Origin of the sequence: Saccharopolyspora kobensis, assembly GCF_900108315.1 — a bacterium.
Taxonomy (GTDB): domain Bacteria; phylum Actinomycetota; class Actinomycetes; order Mycobacteriales; family Pseudonocardiaceae; genus Saccharopolyspora; species Saccharopolyspora kobensis.
On sequence record NZ_FNVB01000006.1, the window covers coordinates 51,013 to 75,698 of the forward strand.

The window sequence follows — 24,686 nt, forward strand, 5'->3', positions numbered from 1 at the left end:
GGAGTAGTTGTCGCCGGATGCAACCTGGGTAGGGAGTTGCCCCGTCTACCCGGTGGAAACCCGGAAGAGGGCCATTGACCGCCAGAAGCAACGGTTAGTAAGTTTCCCACATGGCCACTGACGACACGTCCCGCGAATCGGGCGAGGCGAGCCCCCTCGTCAAGATTCGCTCCTTGCTGCCCGGCCTCGCCCGAGCGGAGCAGCGAGTGGCCAACATCGTGCTCGCCGACCCGGCGTCGATCTCGCGGCGCAGCATCACCGAGGTCGCCGAAGCGGCGGGCACCAGCGAGACCACGGTCACCCGGTTCTGCAAGGCCATCGGCGTGGGCGGATATCCCGACCTGCGCATCGCGCTGGCCGCCGACACCGCGCGCACCTCCACCCGCGACCGCGAGCTCGGCAGCGACATCGCCCCGGACGACGACCTCCGCCAGATCATCGAGAAGGTCGGCTACGCGGACGCCAAGGCCGTCGAGGAAACCGCGGAACAGCTGGACGCCGCGGTGCTGGAACCGCTCGTCGAGGACGTCGCGCAGGCCCGCCGCATCGACGTCTACGGCGTCGGTGCCAGCGCGTTCGTCGCGCTCGACCTCCAGCAGAAGCTGCACCGCATCGGCCTGACCTGCTTCGCCTGGTCGGACACGCACAACGCGCTCACCTCCGCGGCGGTGCTGCGCGAAGGCGACGTGGCGATCGGCATCTCGCACACCGGTGCGACCGCCGAGACGGTCGAGGCGCTGCGCGAGGCGCGACGGCGGGGCGCGACGACGGCGGCGCTGACCAACTTCGCCCGCTCGCCGATCACCGAGGTCGCCGACCACGTGCTGACCACGGCGGTTCGCGAGACGACCTACCGATCGGGGGCCATGGCCAGCCGGATCGGCCAGCTCACCGTGATCGACTGCTTGTTCATCGGCGTCGCGCAGCGCCACCTGGATCAGGCCCGGGCGGCGCTGGAGGCCACGTACGAAGCGGTGGGCGGCCACCGCCTCGAAAGCCGACCGGATCGCCGGCGGCAGAAGGAGGCGTGATGAGCCAGGACCGCGCAGTGCGGGTGGATGCTCCGACCGAGCGCAACAACCCGCGGACGCGGGACATAGATCTGCTGCCGACGCTGGACATCCTGCACGTGCTCAACGGCGAGGACCGCACCGTCCCGGTGGCGGTCGGCCGGGTCCTGCCCGAGCTGGCGCGCACGGTGGACATGGCGGTCGCCGCGCTGCGCGCGGGCGGCCGCGTGCACTACGTGGGCGCGGGGACCTCCGGCAGGCTCGCCGTGCTCGACGCGGCGGAGCTGATCCCGACCTTCAACGTGCCCCCGGACTGGATCGTCGCGCACCAGGCGGGCGGTCCCGACGCCTTCCGGCGAGCCGTGGAGAACGCCGAGGACGACGTCGCCTCCGGTGCCGCCGAGATCCGCGAGAGCGCATCACCCGAGGACCTGGTGATCGGCCTGGCGGCGTCCGGCCGCACCCCGTTCGTGCTGGCCGCGCTGGAAGCCGCGCAGCAGCTCGGGGCGAAGACCGCGCTGGTCACCTCCAACCCGGACGTCGGCCAGGTGCCCGCGGACGTGGTGATCGCGGTGGACACCGGGCCGGAACCGATCAGCGGCTCCACCCGGATGAAGGCGGGCACCGCGCAGAAGCTGGTGCTCACCTCGTTCTCCACCGCCGTGATGATCCGGATGGGCCGCACCTACTCGAACCTGATGGTCAGCATGCTCGCCACCAACGCGAAGCTGCGCGGCCGCACGATCGGCATCCTGCAGGAGGCGACCAGCGCTTCCGAGGAGATCTGCGAAGCGGCGCTGACGGCCTCCGACGGAGACCTGAAGACGGCGCTGGTGCACCTGCTGACCGGCGCCGACGTCGAGAGCTCGGCGGCAGCGCTGGCGGTCGCCGACGGCCAGGTCCGGGAAGCCCTCCGCGCCCTCGCGCAGTAGCCGAACTGCGCACCGGCTCCCCGTGCGCAGCCGGATCAGGCCGCGACCGACGCACCGCCCAGTTCCGCCAGCTGGTCGACGAGCCGTCCCCGGATCCGGGACAGCTCGTCGATCCGCCGCTGGACCACCGCCAACCGCTGCTCGAACAGCCGGATCTTGGGCGTCGGATCGGCGCAGGCGTGCACCGGATCCAGCAGGCATCCGTCGATCGCCCGCAGGTCCTCGGTGGTGAGCCCGGCCGCGAGCAGCAGTCGGATGTTCTCCACCACCGCGACCGCGCCAGGCCGGTAGACCCGGTAGCCGTTGGCCGACCGCTCCGGGCGCAGCAGGCCTTGCTCCTCGTAGTAGCGCAGCGCCCGCGTGGTGGTGCCGGTCGCCGCGGCCAGTTCACCGATCCGCATCGTCCCTCCCCTGGTCCGGATCCGACCGTAGACCTCGACGCCCACGTCAAGGTCAAGCCACCGGTTCCAGGGCGACCACCGGGACGAGCCGTCCCGCGCGCTGCTGGAACTGCGCGAACTGCGGATCCGCCGCCACCTGCCGAGCCCAGAGCCGGTCGCGCTCGGCACCGTCGACGACCGTCGCCACCGCCGTGCGGGTCGCGCCACCGACCTCCACCACGACCTGCGGGTTCGCCACCAGGTTGAAGTACCAGGCGGGTGGGACCGGTGCGCCGCCGTTGGACGCGAACACGACGAACCGGTTCCCGTCGCGGAGGTAAACGGCGGGAGTGGTGCGCGACCGGCCGCTGCGCGCCCCGACGGTGGTCAGCAGCAGCAACGGCACCCCGTCGAAGATCCCGCCGACCTTCCCGCCGTTCGCCCGGAACTCCCGGACCACCTGCTCGTTCATCGCAACGCTCCGATCTCCCGCCGCGCACCGGCCGCGTCGAACGCAGCGACCAGGAACACGCTGATCAGCGCCCCGGCGAGCGGTAACGAGATGCCGAGCTCTGCCGCGATCTCCGGCAGCAGGCCGGCGATCACGATCTCGCCGGTGCCGAGCAGGAAGGCGCAGCCGGTCAGCACCAGGAGCAGCGGGCGGTGCGGGAGAAGCTTTCCGGTCATACCGCCGAGCGTCCGCGTTGACGTCAGACGTGAAGGTCAACCCGGTGTGTCCGGAAGCACTGCCCCGCTCGCGGTCCGGGCAGGTCAGGCCGTGACGCCGAGCTCGTAGCAGCGGCGGACGCTGGAGCCCAGGACAGCGATGTCCGCTCCGTAGACGTGGATCGAGATCGCCTTCACCGTGCCCGCGTTGCGGACCAGGTGGATGTCCCCAGGTGGCGCGAAACCGCACACCTCACCGGGGTGGTTGGTGGTCTGCTCCGCCGGAACCAGGTGATCGCCGCGCAGGACGTAGCGCTGCTCGTGCTCCACGCCCTCGTGCACTCCGGTGACGCACCAGGAGATGTGGTCGTGCACCGGCGTCCGCTGGCCCGGCAGCCAGACCAGCGCGACGATCGAGAAGCTGCCATCGGATTCCACGTGCAGCACGTGCTGCCGGTAGTGGTCGGGATCGCCGACGCGCTGCACCGGGCTCAGCAGGTCGGGCGCGGTGAGGAAGGGCTTCAGCGCTTCCTCGACCAGTTCCGCGGTCTGCGCCGCGGGCAACCCGCGCCGCACCTGCTCGCGAATGGTTCCGGCCAGTTCCACCAGCTGCGAAGTCATGCGAATCACCTTGCACCGCAAGGAATACGCGCGTCGACGGCAGAAAACTTGGCCACTCCCAAAGCACTGCTTGGAGATTCACCGGCGAGTCGCGGTGCCCACCTGGCGGAACGTCTCCAGCATCAACGCGGTGGCCGGGATGCGGTGGTGATCGCGCAGGACGTACGCCGACACCCGGCGGTCGTCGAGCCTGCGCACGCGGCGGCTGGTCACCTCCGGGTGCCGCAGGAACGACAGCACCAGGCCGGGCATCAGCGCGATCCCGACACCGGCCGCGACCAGGCCCTGCACCGCGAGGTTGTCATCGGTGGTGAACGCGATGTCCGGTTCGAAACCGACCGCGCGGCACTCCTGCACGAAGTGGTCCCGGCAGCGGGTGCACCCCGCGATCCACCGCTCACCGGCGAGATCGGCCAGCTCCACCGACCGGCGCTCGGCCAGCCGGTGCCCGCTGGGCAGTACGACGACCACCGGATCGTCCAGCACCGCCACGCCGAGCAGGTCGCCGTCGTCCAGCTCCTCAGCCGCTCCCGGATAGGTGAACGCGAGCGCGACGTCGCACTCGCCGCGTCGCAGCGTCTCCACCGAATCGGGCGGCTCCGCCTCGACGAGCTGGATGCGCAGGTCCGGGTGGTGGCGGGCGATCCGCGCCGCCACGGCGGGCACGATCGTGGCGCTGGCGCTGGGGAACGCGCAGATCCGGATGTGCCCGGTGCGCAGCTGCCGGATCGCCGTGATCTGGTTCTGCGCGGCGGCGAGGTCGCGCAGCGCGGAACCCGCGTGCCTGGCCAGCACCTCACCGGCCGCGGTCAACCGCAGCGATCGACCCGCCCTGGTGAACAGCGGCGTGCCGACGGCTCGCTCCAGGGCCCGCATCTGCTGGCTGACCGCGGGCTGGCTGTAGCCGAGCTCCCGCGCCGCACCGGCGTACGAACCGGCCCGGACCACGGCGTGGAACATCCGGATGTACCGCGGGTCCACCATCTTGAAAAGATCTCACGTTCGCCTCGGCGGCGGCAGTGCTGATCAGGGGACTCGCGCTGCTGGTCAGGCCGGGAGGCTGGCGGCGACGTTGCGGTAGGCGTCGGTGACCAGGCTCCAGAAGCCCTCGGTGTTCAGCGCCGTCGGGACGATCGCGTTGCGGGTGTCGGCCGGGGCCGCGAAGTCGGTGACCGTCATGCCGGAGGTGAACCGGCCCTGCGTCTCGACGTCGACGCGGGCGGGGACCGACTCGAACAGGCCGGGGTCGATCACGTACGCCACCGCGCACGCGTCGTGGATCGCCGGGCCCTTCTCCTGGTAGCTGATGTGGCTGCCGTAGAAGTCCAGGCACGGCGTGAGCAGCTCCGCCTCCAGCCTGCCGAGGTCGGCGAACCCGGCGCGCACCTCGGCGCTCGCCCGCGCCTGGTGGGTGAGGTCGAGGCCGATCATGACCGTGCGCCACGGCGCGCCGAAGGCCACCGCGGCGGCTTCCGGGTCGGCGACGATGTTGAACTCGGCGGCCGGATTCGTGTTTCCACGGGTGAAAGATCCACCCATGATGACGAATTCCTTCACCCACTCGGTGATCCGCGGTTCCTTGCGCAGCGCCAGCGCGATGTTGGTCAGCGGGCCGACCGCGGTCAAGCTGATCTCGCCGGGCGAGGCGGCCAGGGTGTCGATGATGAAGTCGACCGCGTGCTGCCCGCTGAGCTCGGACTTCGGCTCCGGCAGCACCGCACCGCCGAGCCCGGAGTTGCCGTGCACGTCCCCGGCCGTCCGCGGCTCGCGCACCAGCGGCCGCCCGGCACCGCGCGCCACCGGCGCGTCCATGCCGTAGAAGTCCCGCAGCCGCAGGGCGTTGTCGGTGGTGTGCTCCAGCTCGACGTTGCCGCCGACCGTGGTCACGCCGACGACGTCCAGCTCCGGGCTGCCGTGCGCCAGTCCCAGCGCCAGCGCGTCGTCGATGCCCGGATCGCAGTCGATCAGGATCTTCTTCGCCACGTCTTCCTCCGGCCGTGCTCGACCTGCTCGGTGGGACCGCCCGCGGCGGTCAGCCTTCCTGGACCGCGTCGGCGATGGACTTCGCCTCGCGGGCGCCCGCTTCGAGCGCCTTGCAGCAGTGCACGATCCACTCCGCGACCTGGTCCGGGTCGCCGGTCGCGAAGCCCAGCGCCAGCTCCGCGTACTCCTCCTGCCGCCGGAAGTACGCCACTTCCGGCACGACCAGGCCCTTCGGGTCCAGGCCGCTGCCGATCACGCTCAGCCGCGCGGCCGCGCGCGCGATCACGCCGTCGGCCAGGCCGAAGGGCTGCAGCGCGAGCAGTTCGCCGTGCACGACGGCCGACAGCACCGGCCCCGGGCCCTGCGCCTTCGGGTCGGTGATGATCTCGGCGAGCAGGTCCAGCCGCTCGGCGATCTCCGGGTCCGCCTGCGGGCGTCCGAGCTGATCCGGGTCGTCGACCAGGTCCGCGGCGGCGAGCACGTGCATCCGCGCCAGCGCCTGCCGCGGCGCGCGCTGCCAGGTGGGCAGCAGTCCGCCCATCCCCTCCGCGATCCGCAGCGCACCGGCCAGCAGCGGGTCGGTGACCTCCCCGGACTCCGGGATCTCCGCCGCGCCTCCCGCGATCGCCGCGGACGCACGCGCGGCGCGCACCGACGCCTCCGCCGCGGTGGTCGGCCAGCCGCGGCGGTTGGCCGGGTGCCGGTGGACCTCGTCGATGGCCGCGCGGGCGGCGGCCACGGCGTCGGCCACCCCGTCCAGCTCGACCAGCGGGGCCAGCGATGGCTTGTCGTTCACGCCCGCTGACGCTACCGTCCGGCCCTGCCCCCGCCGCCGAGGCGGGATGCGACGTGTGCCACAGTGAATCGTCCGACAGCCCTGCGTTACGCAGTGATTTCGGACCGTATGCCTGATTGGTCTGTACCAATAGCGCTAACCCTCTGTTGCAGTGAGCCCGATCGCATTACGGTGCGGTTAGCACTGGCTACCCCACGACCACGGAGGTTCTCGGCGATGAGCCAGCCCGACGGGCAGAACAACGAGCTCAGCAACCTGCTGAACGAGAGCAGGACGTTCCCGCCCTCGGCGGAGTTCGCGGCGCAGGCGAACGCCACCGCGGATCTCTACGCCCGCGCGGATGCCGATCGGGACGCGTTCTGGGCCGAGCAGGCGGAGAAGCTGCACTGGGAGACCAAGTGGGACCAGGTCCTGGACTGGTCCGGCGCGCCGTTCGCGAAGTGGTTCGTGGGCGGCAAGCTCAACGTGGCCTACAACTGCGTCGACCGGCACGTCGAGGCGGGCAACGGCGACCGGGTGGCCATCCACTGGGAGGGCGAGCCCGGCGACTCCCGCACGATCACCTACGCCGAGCTGCAGCGCGAGGTCTCGCGCACCGCCAACGCGCTGGCCGCGCTGGGCATCGGTGCCGGTGACCGGGTCGCGATCTACCTGCCGATGCTGCCCGAAGCGGTGTTCGCGATGCTGGCCTGCGCCCGCCTCGGCGCGATGCACAGCGTGGTCTTCGGCGGGTTCTCCTCAGAGGCACTGCGCACCCGCATCAACGACGCCGAGGCGAAGGTGGTGATCACCGCCGACGGCCAGTACCGGCGCGGCAAGGCGATGCCGCTGAAGGCCAACGTGGACGCCGCCGTCGCGGAGACGCCGAGCATCGAGCACGTCGTGGTGGTCAAGCGCACCGGCGGCGAGGTCGCCTGGGACGACGCGCGGGACAAGTGGTGGGACGACGTGCTGGAGGGTCAGCCCGACACCCACACCCCGGAGGCCTTCGACGCCGAGCAGCCGCTGTTCATCCTCTACACCTCGGGGACCACCGGCCGCCCGAAGGGCATCCTGCACACCTCCGGCGGCTACCTGACCCAGGCCGCCTACACGCACAGCAACGTCTTCGACCTCAAGCCGGAGTCGGACGTCTACTGGTGCACCGCCGACATCGGCTGGGTCACCGGGCACACCTACATCGTCTACGGGCCGCTGGCCAACGGCGCCACGCAGGTGATCTACGAGGGCACCCCGAACTCGCCGCACGAGGGCAGGCACTGGGAGGTCGTGCAGAAGTACGGCGTCACCATCTACTACACGGCGCCGACCACGATCCGGACGTTCATGAAGTGGGGCGCCGACATCCCCGCCAAGTACGACCTGTCCAGCCTCCGGCTGCTGGGCAGCGTGGGCGAGCCGATCAACCCCGAGGCCTGGATCTGGTACCGCAAGAACATCGGCGGCGACCGCACGCCGATCGTGGACACCTGGTGGCAGACCGAGACCGGCGCGATCATGATCTCGCCGCTGCCCGGCGCGACCGCCACCAAGCCCGGTTCCGCGCAGCGACCGCTGCCGGGCATCTCGGCGAAGGTGGTCAACGAGGCCGGCGAGGAGGTGCCCAACGGCGGCGGCGGGCTGCTGGTGCTGGACAAGCCGTGGCCGTCGATGCTGCGCGGCATCTGGGGCGACGACGCCCGCTACCGGGAGACCTACTGGTCGAAGTTCGCCGACCTCGGCTACTACTTCGCCGGTGACGGCGCCAAGTACGACGACGACGGCGACATCTGGCTGCTGGGCCGGGTCGACGACGTCATGAACGTCTCCGGGCACCGGATCTCCACCACCGAGGTCGAGTCCGCGCTGGTCTCGCACCCGAACGTCGCCGAGGCCGCGGTGGTCGGCGCATCCGACCCGACCACCGGCCAGGGCATCGTGGCCTTCGTGATCCTGCGCGGCGGCGTCGACGACGCGGCCTCCGGCGAGGCGGCGCTGAAGGAGCTGCGCGAGCACGTCTCCAGCGAGATCGGGCCGATCGCCAAGCCGCGCCAGATCATGATCGTGCCGGAGCTGCCCAAGACCCGCTCGGGCAAGATCATGCGCCGGCTGCTGCGCGACGTCGCGGAGAACCGCGAGGTCGGCGACGTCACCACGCTGGCCGACTCCAGCGTCATGGACCTCATCTCGAAGGGCCTGAAGACCGGCAGCGACGACTGACCGACGACCGCGAGCAGGGGCGTCCTCCAGCCGGAGGGCGCCCCTGCTGCTGTCAACAGGAACGTGAAGTTCCCGTCAGGTCACCTCGGAAGAACCTTCTGACCTGCGAAGACGGCGAGCCGGAACTGTTTCGCGCGGCGAACGTCCGGGAGCCGGGTGTTAGGATTTCGGCAAAGGTGTGCCGGGAAGTCTGGTCGGCGTCCGTAGTCCGTGCTACCCGCGATCGGAGCCGTTGCGTGTCGAAAGCCGACCACAGCCAGCCCCAGCCGTCCTCAGCCAGGAACTTCGACTTCGGTTCCTACCTGCGCACCGAAACCGTCGGCGGGATGGTCCTGCTCGCCGCCACCGCGCTCGCGCTGCTCATGGCCAACTCCCCGCTGTCGGAGTTCTACCGGGCCATCCGCGACTTCGAGCTCGGGCCGGAAGCGCTGCACCTGCACCTGAGCATCGGCGAGTGGGCCAAGGACGGCCTGCTGGCGATCTTCTTCTTCGTCGCCGGCCTGGAGCTCAAGCGCGAACTCGTGGTCGGCGAGCTGTCCAACCGCAAGAGCGCGATGCTCCCGGTGATCGCCGCGCTCGGCGGCATGATCGTTCCCGCCGTGCTCGCCTTCGCGATCGGCCACGGAGCGCCCGGAGCGCACGCGGCCTGGGCGATCCCGGTCGCCACGGACATCGCCTTCGCGCTGGGCGTGCTGTCGCTGACCGGGTCCTGGATGCCCACCGCCGCCCGGGTCTTCCTGCTCAGCCTCGCCGTGGTCGACGACCTGGGCGCGATCATCGTGATCGCCGTGCTGTTCACCGACGGCCTGAGCGTGCTGGCCCTGCTGGCCGCCGTCCTGCTGTGCGTCCTGTACTGGTACCTCCAGCGCAAGCGCGTCACCAGCCCGTTCATCTACGTGCCGCTGGCCGTGGCGGTCTGGGTCGCGGTGCACACCAGCGGCATCCACGCCACCATCGCCGGCGTGGCCCTCGGCCTGCTCACCCGCGTCCGCCGCGACCCGGAGGAGGAGGCCTCGCCGTCGGAGCGCCTGGAGCACCGCTTGCAGCCCTGGTCGGCCGGGCTGGTCGTGCCGGTGTTCGCGTTCTTCGCCGCCGGTGTGCCGGTGGACGGCGACGCGCTGACGGCCATCGGCGAGGACCGGGTGGCGATCGCGGTGATCATCGGTCTGGTGGTCGGCAAGCTGATCGGCATCTTCGGCAGCTCGTTCCTCGCGGTGAAGCTGGGCATCGGGGCGAAGCCGGACTCGGTGCGGTGGAGCGACATGGCGGCGCTGGCGATGCTCGGCGGCGTCGGCTTCACGGTGAGCCTGCTGATCGCGGACCTGTCGCTGGAGGGCGCCGCTGCGGAGCGCGCCAAGGCCGCGGTGCTGATCGCCTCCGCGATCGCCTCGCTGGTCGCCGCCGCGATCCTGCTCCGCCGGGGCCGCAAGCACAAGAACGCCGAGGCGGAGGCCGATTCCTGATCCGCCCGGCGAGGCCCCTCGGCGAGCTCCGGCTCCCGGGGGCCTCGCCGCTGTTGGGCCCGCCGGAAGTCACTCACGGGTAACGCACCGCGAGTCGCTCTCTCGCCCGCTGATCGCGCGTGGCACGATGGGCACGTGAACAGCGCCCAGAACAGCACCAACGGCAGCCGTGACGGTGCGGGGTGGACCGCGGTCACGTCCATCCCGCTGTCCGAAGAGGGCACTGCTCCTGATGGGCAGTCCATCGGCTCGTTGGTCCGCGATGCCACGACGCACCTGTCCACTCTGGTCAGGTCCGAGGTGGAGCTGGCGAAGACCGAGCTCGCCGGCGAGATGAAGAAGGCCGTCAAGGGCAGCGTCTACTTCATCCTCGCGCTGGCCGTGCTCGGCTTCAGCATGTTCTTCCTGTTCTTCACGCTGGCCGAGGGGCTGGCCCAGCTCGGCCTGTGGCGGTGGGCGGCCTTCGGCATCGTGTTCCTGCTGATGCTGGTGGTGGCAGGCCTGATGGCCTTCCTCGGCTACCTCCGGGTCCGCAAGATCAGGGCACCGAAGCGCACCATCGAGTCGCTCAAGGAAACCTCCCAGCTGGCCAAGCGCCACAAGGAAGAAGAGCCGACCCCCTCGGCGTAAAGACGCTCCTCGCGCCGCACCTCACCGCAGGTGCGGCGCGTTTTCGTCGGCGCACCCGGCCCTGTGCGTGTGCCCGCACCCAGCTGGCTCCGCGGCCCGCACGCGGCCCCGCGCGCTGCCGGACTCCGCCCGGGGAGCCGCCGGTCACCGCACCCCGCATGCGATTTCAATTGAAATCAGACGTCTGATTTCAATTGAAATCGCGTGAAATCGGACGCACCGTCGGTGTGTCGGGTACCGACGCACCGGAGGTGTTCGCGGGTTCCGTTGAGAGCGGACGTCCGATCTCAGCGGAAGTCGCGCCGGTCAGCTGGTGCAGGCGCCGGTGGAGACCGGGGTGGTCAGGCGCGGAGCCGCCGCCACCTCGTCGGCCACCTCCGCCGCGGTCAGCGCGAAGCCCGTCTCCGGGTCGTCGACCGCCGCGCCGAAGACCACGCCGACCACGTTGCCGTTCGGGTCGATCAGCGGACCGCCGGAGTTCCCGCTCTGCACCTTGCCGCGCACCGTGTACACGTCGCGGACCACCGTCTGCGCCTCGTAGATGTCCGGGCCGCGCAGCCTGATCCGCTCCCGGATGCGGCCTTCCGACGCCGTGTAGGGGCCGTCCAGCGGGTAGCCCAGGGCGATCACGTCGTTGCCGGGTGCCGCCTCGCCGTTCACGAAGGTCATCGCGTCGGCGTCCAGGTCCGGCACCGACAGCACCGCGAGGTCCACGTCCGGCTTGTACAGGACGACCTCGGCGTCGAACTGGCCGCGGCCGATCTCGATCGCCACCCGGTCGGTGCCCGCGACCACGTGCGCGTTGGTCATCACCCGGTGCGGCGCGATCACGAAACCGGTGCCCTCGAGGGCCCGCGCACAGGACGTCGCGCGGCCGCGGACCTTCACCACGCTGGCCCGCGAATCGCGCACCACCGGGCTGTTGGCCAGCGCCGGGTCCGGCGGCGCTATCTCGGCCACCGGTGTCTGCGAGAACGGCTCCAGGGCCTGCGGGAAGCCGGACACCCCGAGCATCTCGCGCAGATCGTTCGGCAGTTGCCGGGCCGAGTCGGGCATCACCGAGTTGACCGCGCTGAGCACCTGCGACCGGCTGATCGCGGCGGCCAGCCCGGGCAGCGCGGACGCCGAGGTGAACGGCAGCGCGACCAGCCACGCCACCACCAGCACCGCGAAGAACTGCAGCACCGAGCCCAGCGCGTTGTCCACGCCGGTCAGGCGGCGGGAGGTGATCCGGTCGCGCAGCTCGCGCCCGGCCCACATGCCGAAGGTCTCGCCGAAGGCCACCAGCAGCACCACGATGCCCACGCCGAAGCCGAGCCGGGCGACGGGGCTGTCCAGCCGGTCCAGCAGCAGCGGCGCCACCTTCAAGCCGACCACCGCGCCGATGAACACGCCGAGGAAGGAGAAGAAGGCCGTGACCAGGCCGCTCCGCGCACCCGACACTGCGGCGAGCAGTGCCAGCAGCACCACCAGCAGGTCGACCCAGTTCACCCGCTCACCCCTCCACCCGGCGATCAGACCGCACTACGGTCTCACAGACCCTGCCAGTGGTTGCTCCGCTCGGGTGGTCGCTCGGCGGAACCCGACTGCTTCCCCGGACTGCGGGTGCCCCTCCCGGTGCGTGCCCGATGCACGGCGGAGGGGCCGTCCTCGCCAGGAAACCACTCAGAACCCGCCAGTGGTCACCCCGCATGCGCACCCCAAGCGGCTGCAAGAGCGCGGGCGGCTCCGCCCGACAGGCTCTCAGACCGGTCAAGTTCGCCCGAAGCCGATGTCCTCGGCCTCCTCCGCGGCCCGCCAGGCCTCATCCAGCTCCCGGACGTCGGCGCGGTCCCAGCGGCGCGCCCAGCCCGCCAGGTCGAGCAGCCCGGACAGCAGGCCGCCGGTGAAACCCCACACCAACATGCCGGGCACGAGGAAGGCCGGGCCCGCGTGCCGCCCGGTCAGCTCGACCCGCAGCCGGTTGGCCGGGTCGGTCAGCCAGGAGATCGGCACCCGCGCCACCGCCGCGGTCTCGCCCGGGTCGACCGGCGAGACGGGCGAGGGCTCGGCCCAGTGCGCGAGCACCGGGGTCACCCGGAAGCCGCTGTGCGGGACGTGCAGCTCGGGCAGCGTCACCAGCGGGCGGACGCCCTCCGGTCGCAGCCCCACCTCCTCGACGGCTTCGCGGAGCGCGGCGTCGACCGGCCCGCGATCGACATCGTCGAGCGAGCCGCCGGGGAAGGCGACCTGGCCCGGGTGCGAGTTCAGCCCGTCGGCGCGGCGCAGCAGCAGCACGTCCGGGCCCGCCGCGCCCTCGCCGAAGAGCACCAGGACCGCGGCGGGCCGGGCGTCGGCGGGCGGGTTCTCGCGCGGCCAGCCGAAGTGGCCCGGGTCCAGCTCGGCGGCGCGCTCGATCAGCGGCCGCAACCACTCGGGCAGTTCAGCGGGGTCGACGAGCAGCTTCGGGGTCACCTCGCCCCCAGCGTGCGCTCGACGGCGGCCCGGACCTCGTCCGGCGTCTCGAACGCGACCGGTGGGTCGATGCGCCGGACCTCGCCGGCGCCGGTCACCACGTAGCTGATCGGGAGCACGTTGGGCGCCTTGAGCGCGGCCCGGATGCGGTTGTCGCCGTCATGCACGTTGGGGAAGTGAACGCCGAGTTCGGCGAGCAGGTCAAGGCCATCGCCGGGATCGCTCTGCACCTGCACCCCCAGCACCCGGATCGCGCCCGGCTGCTCGGCGTAGGCCTGGAGCGCGGGCAGCTCCGTGCGGCACGGCCCGCACCAGGTCGCCCACACGTTCACCAGCGTCGGCTCACCCGCCACGGCGGCGCCGAGGTCGACCGGCTCGCCGTCGGCCTGGCAGGTGCCGGTGATCCCGGCCAGCTGCGCCGGGGCGCCCTCCCCGGTGGGGCAGGCTTCGAGCGCGGCGGCGGCCCGCTGCGCCGGGTCGACCGGCTTCGCCGCAGGTGGCGGGGCAGGTGCGGCCGCGGAGTCGGCGCGCTGCTCGGCGTCGCGCGGCCAGAGCGCGATCACGCCCAGCACCGCGAGCACGACGACGACGATCGTCCAGCGGATCTCCGTCCGGTAGGCGCTCAGCTTCACGCCATCGGCTCCTTGGCCGCGGCCTGCTCGATGGTGCTCTCCGGGATCTCGTCGACCACCCCGGCCAGCTCCAGCAGCCGCGGCGCCTCCGGGCCGCGCACCAGCTTGGCCGCGACGGCCGGTTCGGTCGGCCCGAGCCCGTACGACGGGCAGTCCTTGGCCAGCAGGCAGGCGCCGCAGGCGGGCTTGCGGGAGTGGCAGACGCGGCGGCCGTGGAAGATCACCCGGTGCGAGAGCATCGTCCACTCCTTGCGCGGGATGAGCTCGCCGATCGCGTGTTCGACCTTGACCGGGTCCTCCTCCTCGGTCCAGCCCCAGCGGCGGACCAGCCGGCCGAAGTGGGTGTCCACCGTGATGCCCGGCACCTCGAAGGCGTTGCCCAGGATCACGTTGGCCGTCTTGCGGCCGATGCCCGGCAGCTTCACCAGCTGCGCGAGCTTCGCGGGCACCTCGCCGTCGTACTGCTCCACCAGCGCAGCGCCCAGGCCCATCAGCGACGTCGCCTTGTTCCGGAAGAAGCCGGTGGAGCGGATCATCTCCTCCAGCTCGGTGCGGTCGGCGCCCGCGTAGTCGGCGGCCGTCGGGTACTTGGCGAACAGCGCCGGGGTGACCTCGTTGACGCGCTTGTCGGTGCACTGGGCGGACAGGATGGTCGCGACCGCGAGCTCCAGCGGCGTGTCGAAGTCCAGTTCGCAGTGCGCGTCCGGATACGCTTCGGTGAGGGTTCGCAGCATCCGGCGAGCCCGCCTCACCAGGCCCAGCCGGGTTTCACCGCCCGCGCGGGACTTGGTCTTCTTGGTTCGAGCCAGATCCGACACCCCACCAGACTACGGATCCGGCCGACGCGGACGGTGGCCGTACCGAACTCACCCACCCGGCAACCCGACCCCGGTTGCACCCTGCTCGACGGCATGCGTGAGGATGTAAATCATGGTGGCTGCCTGGTTCGTCATCGTCGTGCCCGTCGTGATCATGTTCTTCGCGCTCTTCATGGAGCGCGTGGAGGCTCGGCTGCGGCACGTGGCGGTGCAGGAGAACGAGGTGGAAGAGCTGCTGGAGAACGCCCGCCCCGACGAGGTGCGGGCACTGTTCCGGCAAGGTATTGGACGAGCGCTGGAGCTGTTCCAGCTTCGCAGAGTGGGACGCGCCGGTAGGCTGCGTACTCGCCGTTCGCGCGACCAGTCTTAGAATTGCTGGTAGTGATCGGCGGCACATCGCCGGACTCGCGCAGGCGGGCCCGGCACCACAGCAAGCCGCCGCGTCTCAACATGGAGGGACGAGGTGGACGAGACCCTGGCCCGGGCCGGCATCTTCCAAGGAGTGGAGCCGGCCGCGGCGGAGGCCCTGGCACAGTCGCTGGAACCGGTTGAGTTCCCGCGCGGGCACGTGATCTTCGCCGAGGGCGAGCCGGGTGACCGGCTCTACATCATTCAGTCCGGCAAGGTGAAGCTCGGGCGCAAGTCCCCGGACGGCAGGGAGAACCTGCTGGCGATCATGGGACCGTCGGACATGTTCGGCGAGCTGTCCATCTTCGACCCCGGTCCGCGGACGTCGACGGCGACCACGGTCACCGAGGTCCGCGCGCTGAGCATGGACCGCTCCGCGCTGCGGCAGTGGATCGGCACCCGGCCGGAGATCGCCGAGCAGCTGCTCCGCGTGGTGGCCCGCCGCTTGCGGCGCACCAACGGCATGCTGGCGGACCTGATCTTCACCGACGTGCCTGGCCGCGTGGCCAAGGCGCTGCTGCAGCTCGCGCAGCGCTTCGGCAGCCAGGAGGCGGGTCTGCTGCGGGTCACCCACGACCTGACGCAGGAAGAGATCGCGCAGTACGTCGGCGCTTCCCGGGAGACCGTGAACAAGGCGCTGGCCGACTTCGCGCACCGCGGTTGGCTGCGGCTCGAGGGCAAGAGCGTCCTCATCCTCGACCCGGAGCGGCTCGCTCGCCGCGCCCGCTGATCGAAGCCGCAACGCGCGCGAACTGACGCGCGTCGGCCGACGGATCCGGGATCTTTCCCGGATTCTTCAGTCGACGCGCGCTTTTGCGTGCCCGGATGTCGGTCGTTTTGCCGTCCCGCGCCCTCCGCGCCTGGTATGAACTGGGTGCAACCGGATCTTGGGGGCAGGCATGTACTGGATCGGATTGATCGCAGGGCTCGGAGTGCTCGTGGCGCTGCTCGCGCTCGTGGCGCGTTCCCGCGGCGCGCGGCGGGCGAACCCGCGGAAGCGCGCCCGGTCGGGCGGCGGGGGTTACAGCGGCGACTCGGCCGTCTACAGCGACGGCGGTTGGGGCGGCGACTCCGGCGGCAGCGACTCCGGCGGTTGGGGCGGCGGTGACTCCGGTGGCGGAGGCGGCGACTCGGGCGGCGGAGGCGGTGGCGACTGAGGTCGCCCCAGACGTGCGAAGGGGCTGGGCGCCACCCCCGACGCGGCGCTCCAGCCCCTTCACATGTGCGTGGTTAATCCCCCGACGACCAACCACGCTCCCCCGATCCTCCAGTGCTTCGGCCCCGAATCCTCGACACCGGAGGAAAGCTCCGTACCTTCGACGATGCTGGACGACGGGTGTCGCCAGCAAGGCCCCTCTCACCTTTCAGGACGCAGCCAGTCAGCGCCTGGTTGCAGAGTTCACCCGTTCCGGCTAGCCCTCGGCAAGTGTGCCTCGTCCGCGAGCCCGGCGAACCGGGCCGAAAGTCCCCTCTTGCCCCAGGTGGTCGTGCGCCTCGCCGCTGGTGAGCGCCGCGTGAGCCGAATTACCCGCGCTCAGGTTGGTACTGGCGTACCAGTATCTGGATACTGGTCTGCGTGTCCCAATCCGCGTCCCTCGCCGACTACCGCACCGCTCTGACCGCACCCGGCGCCCGCGGACCGGTCATCACCTCGCTGCTCGGCCGGCTGCCGATCGCCATGGTCGGCCTCGCCCTGATGCTCTACGTGCAGCGCGAGACCGGCTCCTTCGCCGCCGCAGGCCTGGTCTCGGCGGGTGCGCTCATCGGCGTCGCGTGCGGATCGGTCGCGCAGGGCCGGATCATGGACCGGGTCGGACCGACGAAGCCGCTCTACGTGATGTCCGCGGTGTTCGCCGCCCTGGTGACCGTCGAGGTGCTGGTCATCGAGGCGCACGCCCCGGTGGCGCTGATGACCGGGCTCGCGTTCCTGGTCGGGCTCAGCGAGCCGATGGTGGGACCGGCCTCCCGCGCCCTGTGGTCGCAGCTGCTGCCGCCCGGCCCGGCGCGCAACGCGGCCTACTCCTACGAAGCGATCAGCATGGAGACGTTCTTCATCCTGGGGCCGGGGCTGGCCGGGCTGATGGTCGCGATGCCGTGGCCGGGGACCGGGGTCGTCGTCGGCGCGGCCTGCATGGTGCTGGGCAGCGTCGGCTTCGCCTCGACGCGCGCCGCGCGCGCCCAGCGTCCGGAGCGCAAGCAGGGCGGCACCAGCCTGCTCGGCGCGATCGCCAGCCCGGGCATGCGGACGGTGGCGCTGGCCGCGCTGGGCTTCGGCACCTTGATCGGGTTCATCGAGGTCGGTGTGCCCGCCGCAGCCGTCGAAGCCGGCTACCCGACCGCAGGCGGTCTGCTGCTGAGCGTGCTGTCGATCAGTTCGGTGATCGTGGGCGTCCTGTACGGGCTGCGCCCGTGGCCGCGCCCGATGCACCTGCGCCTGCCCGCGCTGCTGTTCGGCTTCGCCGGGCTGCTCGCGCTGCTGGCACTGCCCAGCTCGCTGTGGGGCCTGTGCATCGCGCTGCTGGTGGTGGGCAGCCTGATCACCCCGCAGTCCACGGCGCACTCGATGGCGATCGAGATCGCCGCGCCGGAGGGCACCGCGACCGAGGCGTTCGGCTGGGTGGTCACCTCCGTGACGCTCGGCGCGGCCATCGGGCAGTCGGTCAGCGGCCAGCTGGTCGAGCTCAGCGGCCCGGCCGCGTCGTTCCTGGCCGCGAGTGCGGTGGGCATCGCCGTCGCGGCGGTCCTCTGGCTGCGCCGCCGAACCCTCCTGACGACGACGCGCAACGACGTCTCGCTGGCCGGAGTCTGACCCGTTCGCGCAGGTCAAGGACCGTGAGCGTTTCGAGGGGCTATGGCACCCCAAACCACTCACGGGCTTTTACCAGCAGAAACCTCGCTACTTGGCTTCCTGGAGATAGGTGAGCTGGGCGCGGACCGTCAGATCCGCGGCGGGCCAGACCGCTCGGTCCACGTCCGCGTAGACCAGCTCCACCACCTGGCGCGGGGTGGCGCCGGGACCGAGATCGGCGAGCGCCGCGCGAACCTGGTCCAAGCGCTGGTTGCGGTGCCGCAGGTAGTGCGTCGCGATCGCCCGGACGTCCGGCAGGTCGGGACCGTGGCCGGGGAGCACGCGCATGCCCTCCGGGAGGTCGGCCAGGCGGCGCAGCGAGTCGAGGTAGGAGCCCAGGTGGCCGTCCGGGTGGGCGACCACCGTCGTGCCGCGGCCGAGGACGCTGTCGCCGGTGAACACCGCCGGTTCGTCGTGGTCGACCGCGAAGCAGACCGAGTCCGCCGTGTGGCCCGCCGTGGCGAGCACGCGCAGCTCCAGCCCGCCCGCCTCGATGACCTCGCCGTCGCGGAGCGGAGCCGCTCCTCGGCACAGCGCCGGGTCCAGGGCGCGCACCGGAGCGCCGGTGAGCTCCACGAACCGCTCGACGCCGTCGGTGTGGTCGCCGTGGTGGTGGGTCAGCAGCACCAGCGACACCGGACCGTGGTCGGCGACCCGCCGCAGGTGCTCGGCGTCCTCCGGTCCCGGGTCGATCACCACGCGGCCGACCGCGTCCGGCTCGCCCACCACCCAGGTGTTGGTGCCCTCCAGCGTCATCGGCGACGGGTTGTGCGCCAGCAGCACCGACGCGTACCGGGTGACCGGGCGCAGCGTGGCGTAGGCGGGGTGCTCGGTCACTTCGCCTCCTCGAACCCGGGTTCGCCGGGCAGCAGCACGTGCCAGCGCCCGTCGCGCTGGACCAGCTTCGGGATGATCTTCGCCAGCGTCCGCTCGGCTTCCAGCGCGGTGCCCGTGCCGCCGTGCTCGGCGAGTTCTTCCAGCGTGACGCGGGTCGGCGGGAGCAGGTGGCAGCGGCCGTCGGCGAAGTCCGCCAGCGCCTGCCGCGGTGTCGCCCAGTACGCCTCGACCGCCTCGGACGTGCTCCCGTCGGCCTGCTGGCCGGTGGGCATCGCGGCGAGGAAGAAGCGCGTGTCGTAGCGGCGCGGTTCGCCTTCCGGGGTCACCCAGTTCGACCACGGGCGGAGCAGATCCGCGCGCAGGACGAGGCCCTCGCCCGCCAGGAACTCCGCCAGCGAGAGGTCGCGGGCGACGAGCGCCGCTCGTGCCGCGGCGTAGTGGCCGGTGTCGCCGACCAGCGTCGCGGCGTCCGGACCGGCGAGCAGCACGCCGGACTCCTCGAACGTCTCGCGGACGGCCGCGCACACCAGCGCCCGCGCGGTTTCCGGCGTGCAGCCGAAGCGCTGCGCCCACCAGTCCGGCTCGGGCCCGTGCCAGGACACCGAGACGTCCGCGTCGCGCGGATCGACCCCGCCACCGGGGAAGACGGTCATCCCGGCGGCGAAGGCCATGCCCTTGACCCGCTTCTGCAGGAAGACCTCTAGACCCGCGGAGCCGTCCCTGACCAGCATCACGGTCGCCGCGTCCTTCGGCGCGACCGCTCGACCTGCGGGCACTTCGGGCGCGAATCCCGTTGGCAGGGAGCGATCTCCGGGATCTAACACCATGCCGGACACAGTACCGCCCCGCCGCGATCTCCAGGGTGGTCGCGATCCGGGGTGACCCCGCGTTTTCGGGGTTTCTCGTGGCTGGGTCGCGCCCATGGTGCGGTTGGTTGGGAGCAGGGACTCGGACTCAGGGCGCGACGAGGTCGTCCTGAGCGGGTTGTGCGCCGGTTCTGCCCTTGGTGGTGGCTGACCGGGCGTGATGGGCTGCTGGTTCCGGGCGAACCGACACCCCGCGACGCCCGGCCGGACCTTGCCCGAGCTCTGGGTGCACCCCGGCTGCCGCGAGCGCACCGGGGCATCGGCACCATTGGCGGCATGGGAGAAGCACTGCGGGTCGGCGTGATCGGAGCAGGACCTTGGGCGCACCGGGTGCACGCACCTGGACTGCAAGCGCACCGGGGAACGCGGCTGGCTTCGGTGTGGGCGCGGCGGGCCGAAGCGGCCGAAGCCCTCGCCGGGGAGCACGGGGCGGAAGTGGCCGGCAGCTTCGACGAACTGCTCGGATCCGTCGACGCGGTCGCCTTCGCGGTGCCGCCCGCGGTGCAGGCCGAGCTGGCACCGCTCGCGGCTCGCGCGGGCAAGCACCTGATCCTGGAGAAGCCGCTGGCCGACGACCTGGCCGGGGCGGAAGCGATCGTCGACGCGGTGACCGGGTCCGGCGTGGCGGCGCTGCTGATGCTCACCCGCCGGTTCGACCCGGGAGTGCAGAGGTGGCTCGCGGATCTGCCCGACCTCGGCAGCTTCCAGGGCGCGACCGGCCGCTGGCTGGCGGGAGGCCTGCTGGCGGGCGACTACGCGGCGTCGCAGTGGCGCCAGCAGGACGACGGCGCGCTGATCGACGCCGGTCCGCACGCGATCGACCTGCTCGACGCGGCGCTCGGCGACATCGAGCAGGTGCACTTCGCCCACCGCGGCGCGGACGGGCTCTGGCAGCTGGTGTTCGGCCACGAGGGCGGCACGACCAGCACGCTGACCCTCTCGCTGCGGATGCCGGTGCAGCCGTCGCTGGTGGACTTCGCGGTGTACGGCGAGCACGGCTGCTCCCCGCTGACGGGTCGCCGCACGGCGGCCCTGGACTGCTACGCGCAGCTGCTCGACAACCTGCTGGTGATGATCCGCGAGAAGCGCGTGGAGCACCCCTGCGGCGTCCACCGGGGCCTGCACCTGCAGCGCGTCATCGCCGCCATCCTCAAGGCCCGCTGAGCGGCCCGCCGAGCCCGCGCGATCCCGTTCGGCGGCCCGGTTTCCGCTGGTGGTGGACCGTGAGTGGTTTGGGGGGCTATAGCACCCCAAAACACTCACGGGCACTGAACAGCGGAAACGGAGCCGATAGCGGTGTCGCGGGCTCGGGTCAGGAGCGCTGCTGCTGGGGCGCGTAGGCCTGGTTGTTGGCCGGGGCCGCGCCGATCGGGGGGAAGCCGCCCGTGCCGCCCGGCATGGTCGACGTCCAGCCCTCCTCGCCGTTCGCCCCGTTCTGGCGGCGCGGCGGCGGGGTGGACCGGTCCTGCTCGCGCTGGGCCAGCTCCTCGTGCAGCTTGCGCAGGAGGTTGCGCTCCCGGTCGGTCAGCTTCGCGTCGACCGCCGCGGGCACGCGCATCCCCTGCCCCTCGGCCACCGCCTCGGCGCTCCGCGCGAGCGCCGGCTCCGCCGGGGCTTCCTCGCGCTGCGGCTCCGCCTCGCGCTGCGGCGCGACGCTGTGCCGCCGCTCGCTCTGCTCGCTGCGCGGCTCCGCGACGGGTGCCGCTGGCGCGGCGGCCGGCGCTTCGCGCTGCTCCGCCACCGGACGCTGCTCAACCGCCGGGCGCTGCTCGACCGGGCGCTGCTCGACGGCCGGGCGTTCTGGGGCCTGCTGTTCGGCCGCGGCCGCGTCCAGGTGCACGCGGTGGGCCGCGGCGAGGGCTTCGCGGTGGTACTCCGGCAGTTCGGCGCCGCTGTCGAAGACCTCGACCGAGCAGTTGATGCCGGACCGGCGCAGCGCCTCCAGCAGCTGGTAGGCGATGGCCGCGGTGGAGCCGTCCGCGCCGACCTCGGCGAGCAGGACGCGGCGGGGCACTGCGCCGTAGCTGACGCCTGCCGGCGTGCTGCGGGCCGCGCACCACAGGCCGCGCAGGCCGGGGAGGCGACCGGCGACCGGGGCCAGCGCGGCGACCAGGTCCGCGTCGACCCGGCCCGGGTCGCCGAAGCGGTGCTCGCCGAGCTGCACCGCGTCGACAGCGGTGAGGCGGTCGGCGAGGGCGTGGGCGGAGCGGGTTTCCTCGAGCACGCGCCGCAGGTGGTGCTGCTCGGTGGTGGTGACCTGGATGCGGCCGGCGATCAGGCAGCCGGTGAGGTACTCGGCCGCGGCCGCCGGGAGTCCGGCGCCCAGCAGTTCGCGGGCCGAGTTGATCCCGTCGTCGTCCACCCGTCCGGCCATGGCCAGCAAGAGGTTGTGCAGCCGGTCCTCCGGTCCGGCGCCCTCAGCCACGTGCACCACGTTGCCTCCTTCGGATGTCTGCCGCTCAACCACGACGACCGGCGAGTTCTTCGGCTCCCGCGCAGACCAGCGCCGATTCGGCGAGCGCTGCGCGGTGGTAAGCGGTCGGTTCCTGCTCCGGTGAGAGCACTTCGACGCGGGGCTCGGGTTCGCCGAGCGCGCGCAGGACGCGCTGGATCTCCCCGGTCAGGCCGACGACGTCGGCGGATGCGGTCACCAGCAGCACGAGCTTCGCGGCACCGCCGCCGGTGCTGCGCCAGCTGTTGCGCACCTCCCGGACGCCCGGTCGGCTGCGCAGCGTGGCACCGAGCACCAGGAGCGCCGAGTCGGCGACCGGGTTGCCCGGGTTCTCGGTGGTGAACACGTGCTGCGGGGCGGTGCCGGGTTCTGCGGGCAGAACCGCGTTGACCACCGCGGGGTCGGCTCCCAGCGGGAGCAGCGCTTCGGCCAGCAGCCGGTGCTCGTCGTCTTCGAGGCCGATCCGCTCGCGCACCAGCGTGCCCGGGAGCAGCTGCGCGATCACGTCCGCCGCGTCACCGGCGAGCCAGTCGCGAAAGCGCCACAGGTGCTGATCCGGCAACCGGTCGGCGAGTCGAAGCAGCAATTCGTGGCACCGCAACTCGTTCTCACGCACCGCCAACGTCGGCCCCTCCAGCCCGTCTCCGTCGATGCGGGTGTCGCCCGCCGCCCCCCGGCTCTGGTTACACCCGTCCAGGTGAACCTTGGTCGCGTCGGCTCGATCAATCAAGCCCTTGGCCGACCGTTTCGCCACTCACTGGAATTGATCACCCCCCGATTGGGCTAACCGGGTCCGGCGAACTCAATCACGAGGTGATCGCAGCGTACTGGTCGCGGTGGCCAGTTCGCGGCCCAGCCGCCGAAAAACAGTCGTGGATCACCCGACGTGTCGAGAACAAAACGCGGCGTCACCCGGAAAGGGCGACGCCGCGAAGATCAAATCAGATCATTCGACCTCGACGACCAGTTCGACCTCGACCGGCACTCCCAGCGGGAGCTCGGCCACGCCCACCGCCGAGCGAGCGTGCTTGCCCGCGTCGCCGAAGATCTCGCCGAGCACCTCGGAGGCACCGTTGACCACCGCAGGCTGTCCGGTGAAGCCCTCGGCGGAGGCGACGAATCCGACGACCTTGACGATCCGGACGATCGAGTCCAGCCCGACCAGGCCGTCCACCGCCGCGAGCGCGTTCAGCGCGCAGATCCGGGCGTACTGCTTGGCCTCGTCCCCGCTGATCCCGGCGCCGACCTTGCCGGTCGCCGCGACCTCGCCCGCCACGATCGGGACCTGGCCGGCGGTGAAGACCAGCGAGCCGCTGCGCACCGCGGGCACGTAGTCGGCGACCGGGGTCACCACCTCCGGCAGCGGGATGCCCAGCTCCGCCAGGCGATCCGTCCAGCGCCCCATGTCAGGCCTCCTTCGGCCGCTTGAGGTAGGCCACCATCTGCTCGCCGGTCGGGCCGGGCAGCACGGAGACCAGCTCCCAGCCGTCCTCACCCCACTGGTCGAGGATCTGCTTGGTCGCGTGGATCAACAACGGCACGGTCGCGTACTCCCACTTCTGCATGCGGGCAGCTTAGGAGACACGTCCCCGGCAGCTGCGGTTGCGGAGGGGGCTCGTGAGCACTTCGGGGTTCTGCAGCACCCCGAAACGCTCACGACTCGCGGCTAGGCGGACTGGACGGGCAGGCCGGCCTCGACCCAGTCCTGGATGCCCTCCCGGTACTTGCGGACGTCGGTGTAGCCGAGCTGCTCCAGCTTCACCGCGACCTCCTGGCTGTTCCCGCAGGCCGGGTTCGAGCAGTACACGGCGATCGTCGCGCCCTTGTCCGGCAGCACGTCGGCCGCCTTCGCCGCGACCTGGCCCGCGGTCAGCTCGACGGCGCCCGGCAGGTGCTGCTGGGCGTAGTACGACCCGCCGAGCGCGTCCACGACCGTCACCGTCCCGGCATCGATCCGCGCCTTGAGCTCGTCCCGGCTGATCAACTCCGTCATCGATTCCTCCTCGATCCATCCGGACCACGGTCCGTTTAACGCCGGGAACGCTACCGGACCACGGTCCGGTTGTCGAGTAGGATCGACGCCATGGCCGAGGAGCTGCACCGCATCGCGAACCGACCGCCGCAGGAGCGGGCCGATGCTGCGCGCAACCGGCAGCGCGTGCTGACCGCCGCCGCCGGACTGTTCGCCGAGCACGGCGTGGACGGCGTGACCATGGACGCCGTCGCGCAAGCCGCCGGAGTCGGCAAGGGAACCGTGTTCCGCCGCTTCGGGGACAAGTCCGGGCTGGTCGCGGCGCTGCTCGACGAGCGGGAGCGCGAACTCCAGGAAGCCGTGCTGTCCGGGCCGCCACCGCTCGGCCCGGAGGCGCCGGGCAAGGAGCGCGTGCTGGCCTTCCTCGGCGCCTACGTCGACTACCTGGCCGAACACCTGGAGCTGATCCGGCTCTCGGAGACCGCCGCGCCGGGTGCCCGGTACCGCATCGGCGCCTACCGCTTCTGGCACCGGCACCTGGCGATCCACTGCGCCGGGGCAGCCGATCCCGATCACCTCGCGCACGCCTTGCTGGCCGCGGTCGACGCGGACCTCAACACCGCGCTGCGCGAGGCGGGCTACAGCTGGGAACGACTGCGCGCAGGCGTCCGCCGGCTGGCCGAGCGCGCCCTGCCGTGAGCTGAGCGCCACGGCACGGT

At 71.8% G+C, this 24,686-nt stretch carries 29 protein-coding genes; 11 read left to right on the forward strand and 18 right to left on the reverse strand.

Annotated features, from left to right (window positions below; all coding sequences use genetic code 11):
- Positions 1–110 precede the first annotated feature (110 nt).
- A complete protein-coding gene (locus C4T78_RS20585; protein ID WP_093355982.1) occupies positions 111–1,031 on the forward strand; it encodes a MurR/RpiR family transcriptional regulator in 921 nt (306 codons plus the stop codon).
- On the forward strand, positions 1,031–1,942 hold the full coding sequence (locus C4T78_RS20590) for an N-acetylmuramic acid 6-phosphate etherase (RefSeq protein WP_177247707.1): 912 nt from the start codon (positions 1,031–1,033) through the stop codon (positions 1,940–1,942). Before C4T78_RS20585 ends, C4T78_RS20590 begins: the two co-directional genes overlap by 1 nt.
- Before the next feature lie 35 nt (positions 1,943–1,977).
- Here the strand turns inward: C4T78_RS20590 and C4T78_RS20595 are convergent, their stop codons facing one another.
- From C4T78_RS20595 to C4T78_RS20625, 7 genes are all read right to left on the reverse strand, one after another.
- Positions 1,978–2,343 (reverse strand): MerR family transcriptional regulator, encoded by a 366-nt coding sequence (locus C4T78_RS20595; RefSeq protein ID WP_093355987.1) that lies wholly within the window; start codon positions 2,341–2,343, stop codon positions 1,978–1,980.
- 52 nt (positions 2,344–2,395) lie between these two features.
- Positions 2,396–2,794: a nitroreductase family deazaflavin-dependent oxidoreductase gene (locus C4T78_RS20600; RefSeq protein WP_093355990.1), complete on the reverse strand. Its 399-nt coding sequence runs from the start codon at positions 2,792–2,794 to the stop codon at positions 2,396–2,398.
- Positions 2,791–3,009 (reverse strand): MFS transporter, encoded by a 219-nt coding sequence (locus C4T78_RS20605; protein WP_093355992.1) that lies wholly within the window; start codon positions 3,007–3,009, stop codon positions 2,791–2,793. The genes C4T78_RS20600 and C4T78_RS20605 overlap by 4 nt, the downstream gene beginning before the upstream one ends.
- Positions 3,010–3,093: 84 nt before the next feature.
- The gene (locus C4T78_RS20610) at positions 3,094–3,609 is read right to left on the reverse strand and encodes a cysteine dioxygenase family protein (RefSeq protein WP_093355995.1); all 516 of its coding nucleotides are present in this window, start codon (positions 3,607–3,609) and stop codon (positions 3,094–3,096) included.
- Between the two features lie 78 nt (positions 3,610–3,687).
- Entirely contained in the window at positions 3,688–4,593 is a 906-nt protein-coding gene (locus C4T78_RS20615; protein ID WP_093355997.1) for a LysR family transcriptional regulator, read from the reverse strand.
- 63 nt (positions 4,594–4,656) lie between these two features.
- On the reverse strand, positions 4,657–5,592 hold the full coding sequence (locus tag C4T78_RS20620) for a nucleoside hydrolase (RefSeq protein ID WP_093356000.1): 936 nt from the start codon (positions 5,590–5,592) through the stop codon (positions 4,657–4,659).
- 49 nt (positions 5,593–5,641) lie between these two features.
- Positions 5,642–6,388: a Fic family protein gene (locus C4T78_RS20625; protein WP_093356002.1), complete on the reverse strand. Its 747-nt coding sequence runs from the start codon at positions 6,386–6,388 to the stop codon at positions 5,642–5,644.
- 216 nt (positions 6,389–6,604) lie between these two features.
- Between C4T78_RS20625 and acs the strand changes: the two genes are divergently transcribed.
- From acs to C4T78_RS20640, 3 genes are all read left to right on the forward strand, one after another.
- The gene (gene acs, locus C4T78_RS20630; protein ID WP_093356003.1) at positions 6,605–8,587 is read left to right on the forward strand and encodes an acetate--CoA ligase; all 1,983 of its coding nucleotides are present in this window, start codon (positions 6,605–6,607) and stop codon (positions 8,585–8,587) included.
- A 326-nt stretch (positions 8,588–8,913) separates the two neighbouring features.
- Positions 8,914–10,050, forward strand: coding sequence for a Na+/H+ antiporter NhaA (gene nhaA, locus C4T78_RS20635; RefSeq protein WP_235863723.1), 1,137 nt, complete (start codon positions 8,914–8,916; stop codon positions 10,048–10,050).
- Between the two features lie 135 nt (positions 10,051–10,185).
- Positions 10,186–10,680 (forward strand): phage holin family protein, encoded by a 495-nt coding sequence (locus C4T78_RS20640; protein ID WP_093356008.1) that lies wholly within the window; start codon positions 10,186–10,188, stop codon positions 10,678–10,680.
- 306 nt (positions 10,681–10,986) lie between these two features.
- On the opposite strand, the gene C4T78_RS20645 is transcribed toward C4T78_RS20640, so the two are convergent.
- From C4T78_RS20645 to nth, 4 genes are all read right to left on the reverse strand, one after another.
- A complete protein-coding gene (locus tag C4T78_RS20645; protein ID WP_093356011.1) occupies positions 10,987–12,171 on the reverse strand; it encodes a MarP family serine protease in 1,185 nt (394 codons plus the stop codon).
- Between the two features lie 261 nt (positions 12,172–12,432).
- Positions 12,433–13,134, reverse strand: a complete 702-nt coding sequence (locus C4T78_RS20650) for an NUDIX hydrolase (RefSeq protein WP_093356013.1) — start codon at positions 13,132–13,134, stop codon at positions 12,433–12,435.
- Positions 13,131–13,766 (reverse strand): TlpA family protein disulfide reductase, encoded by a 636-nt coding sequence (locus C4T78_RS20655; protein WP_093356016.1) that lies wholly within the window; start codon positions 13,764–13,766, stop codon positions 13,131–13,133. Before C4T78_RS20655 ends, C4T78_RS20650 begins: the two co-directional genes overlap by 4 nt.
- On the reverse strand, positions 13,763–14,584 hold the full coding sequence (gene nth, locus C4T78_RS20660) for an endonuclease III (protein ID WP_235863701.1): 822 nt from the start codon (positions 14,582–14,584) through the stop codon (positions 13,763–13,765). Before nth ends, C4T78_RS20655 begins: the two co-directional genes overlap by 4 nt.
- A gap of 115 nt (positions 14,585–14,699) precedes the next feature.
- Between nth and C4T78_RS20665 the strand changes: the two genes are divergently transcribed.
- From C4T78_RS20665 to C4T78_RS20680, 4 genes are all read left to right on the forward strand, one after another.
- A complete protein-coding gene (locus C4T78_RS20665) occupies positions 14,700–14,954 on the forward strand; it encodes a hypothetical protein (protein ID WP_093156579.1) in 255 nt (84 codons plus the stop codon).
- Positions 14,955–15,047: 93 nt separating this feature from the next.
- Positions 15,048–15,722, forward strand: coding sequence for a Crp/Fnr family transcriptional regulator (locus C4T78_RS20670; RefSeq protein WP_093156348.1), 675 nt, complete (start codon positions 15,048–15,050; stop codon positions 15,720–15,722).
- A gap of 169 nt (positions 15,723–15,891) precedes the next feature.
- Positions 15,892–16,149, forward strand: a complete 258-nt coding sequence (locus C4T78_RS20675) for a hypothetical protein (RefSeq protein WP_093356018.1) — start codon at positions 15,892–15,894, stop codon at positions 16,147–16,149.
- A gap of 419 nt (positions 16,150–16,568) precedes the next feature.
- Positions 16,569–17,801, forward strand: a complete 1,233-nt coding sequence (locus C4T78_RS20680; protein ID WP_093356020.1) for an MFS transporter — start codon at positions 16,569–16,571, stop codon at positions 17,799–17,801.
- 87 nt (positions 17,802–17,888) lie between these two features.
- Here C4T78_RS20680 and C4T78_RS20685 read toward each other — a convergent pair whose 3' ends face one another.
- Both C4T78_RS20685 and C4T78_RS20690 read right to left on the reverse strand, forming a co-directional pair.
- Positions 17,889–18,677 carry an MBL fold metallo-hydrolase gene (locus C4T78_RS20685; RefSeq protein ID WP_093356022.1) on the reverse strand — a complete coding sequence of 263 codons (789 nt, stop codon included), beginning with the start codon at positions 18,675–18,677 and terminating at the stop codon, positions 17,889–17,891.
- Positions 18,674–19,504: an NUDIX hydrolase gene (locus C4T78_RS20690; protein ID WP_177247708.1), complete on the reverse strand. Its 831-nt coding sequence runs from the start codon at positions 19,502–19,504 to the stop codon at positions 18,674–18,676. The genes C4T78_RS20685 and C4T78_RS20690 overlap by 4 nt, the downstream gene beginning before the upstream one ends.
- Before the next feature lie 315 nt (positions 19,505–19,819).
- On the opposite strand from C4T78_RS20690, the gene C4T78_RS20695 reads away from it, so the two are divergent.
- Positions 19,820–20,707, forward strand: a complete 888-nt coding sequence (locus C4T78_RS20695; RefSeq protein WP_093356026.1) for a Gfo/Idh/MocA family protein — start codon at positions 19,820–19,822, stop codon at positions 20,705–20,707.
- Positions 20,708–20,855: 148 nt separating this feature from the next.
- On the opposite strand, the gene C4T78_RS20700 is transcribed toward C4T78_RS20695, so the two are convergent.
- From C4T78_RS20700 to C4T78_RS20720, 5 genes are all read right to left on the reverse strand, one after another.
- The gene (locus tag C4T78_RS20700; protein WP_235863702.1) at positions 20,856–21,977 is read right to left on the reverse strand and encodes a hypothetical protein; all 1,122 of its coding nucleotides are present in this window, start codon (positions 21,975–21,977) and stop codon (positions 20,856–20,858) included.
- Positions 21,978–22,002: 25 nt separating this feature from the next.
- Positions 22,003–22,581 (reverse strand): hypothetical protein, encoded by a 579-nt coding sequence (locus C4T78_RS20705; RefSeq protein WP_235863703.1) that lies wholly within the window; start codon positions 22,579–22,581, stop codon positions 22,003–22,005.
- Positions 22,582–22,941: 360 nt separating this feature from the next.
- Positions 22,942–23,400 (reverse strand): RidA family protein, encoded by a 459-nt coding sequence (locus C4T78_RS20710; protein WP_093356028.1) that lies wholly within the window; start codon positions 23,398–23,400, stop codon positions 22,942–22,944.
- A gap of 1 nt (position 23,401) precedes the next feature.
- A complete protein-coding gene (gene sp36 / locus C4T78_RS20715) occupies positions 23,402–23,560 on the reverse strand; it encodes a Sp36 family protein (RefSeq protein WP_093157991.1) in 159 nt (52 codons plus the stop codon).
- Between the two features lie 101 nt (positions 23,561–23,661).
- Positions 23,662–23,988, reverse strand: coding sequence for a rhodanese-like domain-containing protein (locus C4T78_RS20720; protein ID WP_093356031.1), 327 nt, complete (start codon positions 23,986–23,988; stop codon positions 23,662–23,664).
- Between the two features lie 90 nt (positions 23,989–24,078).
- Between C4T78_RS20720 and C4T78_RS20725 the strand changes: the two genes are divergently transcribed.
- Complete coding sequence (locus tag C4T78_RS20725; RefSeq protein WP_093356033.1) at positions 24,079–24,666, forward strand: TetR/AcrR family transcriptional regulator; 588 nt, start codon at positions 24,079–24,081, stop codon at positions 24,664–24,666.
- Positions 24,667–24,686 lie beyond the last annotated feature (20 nt).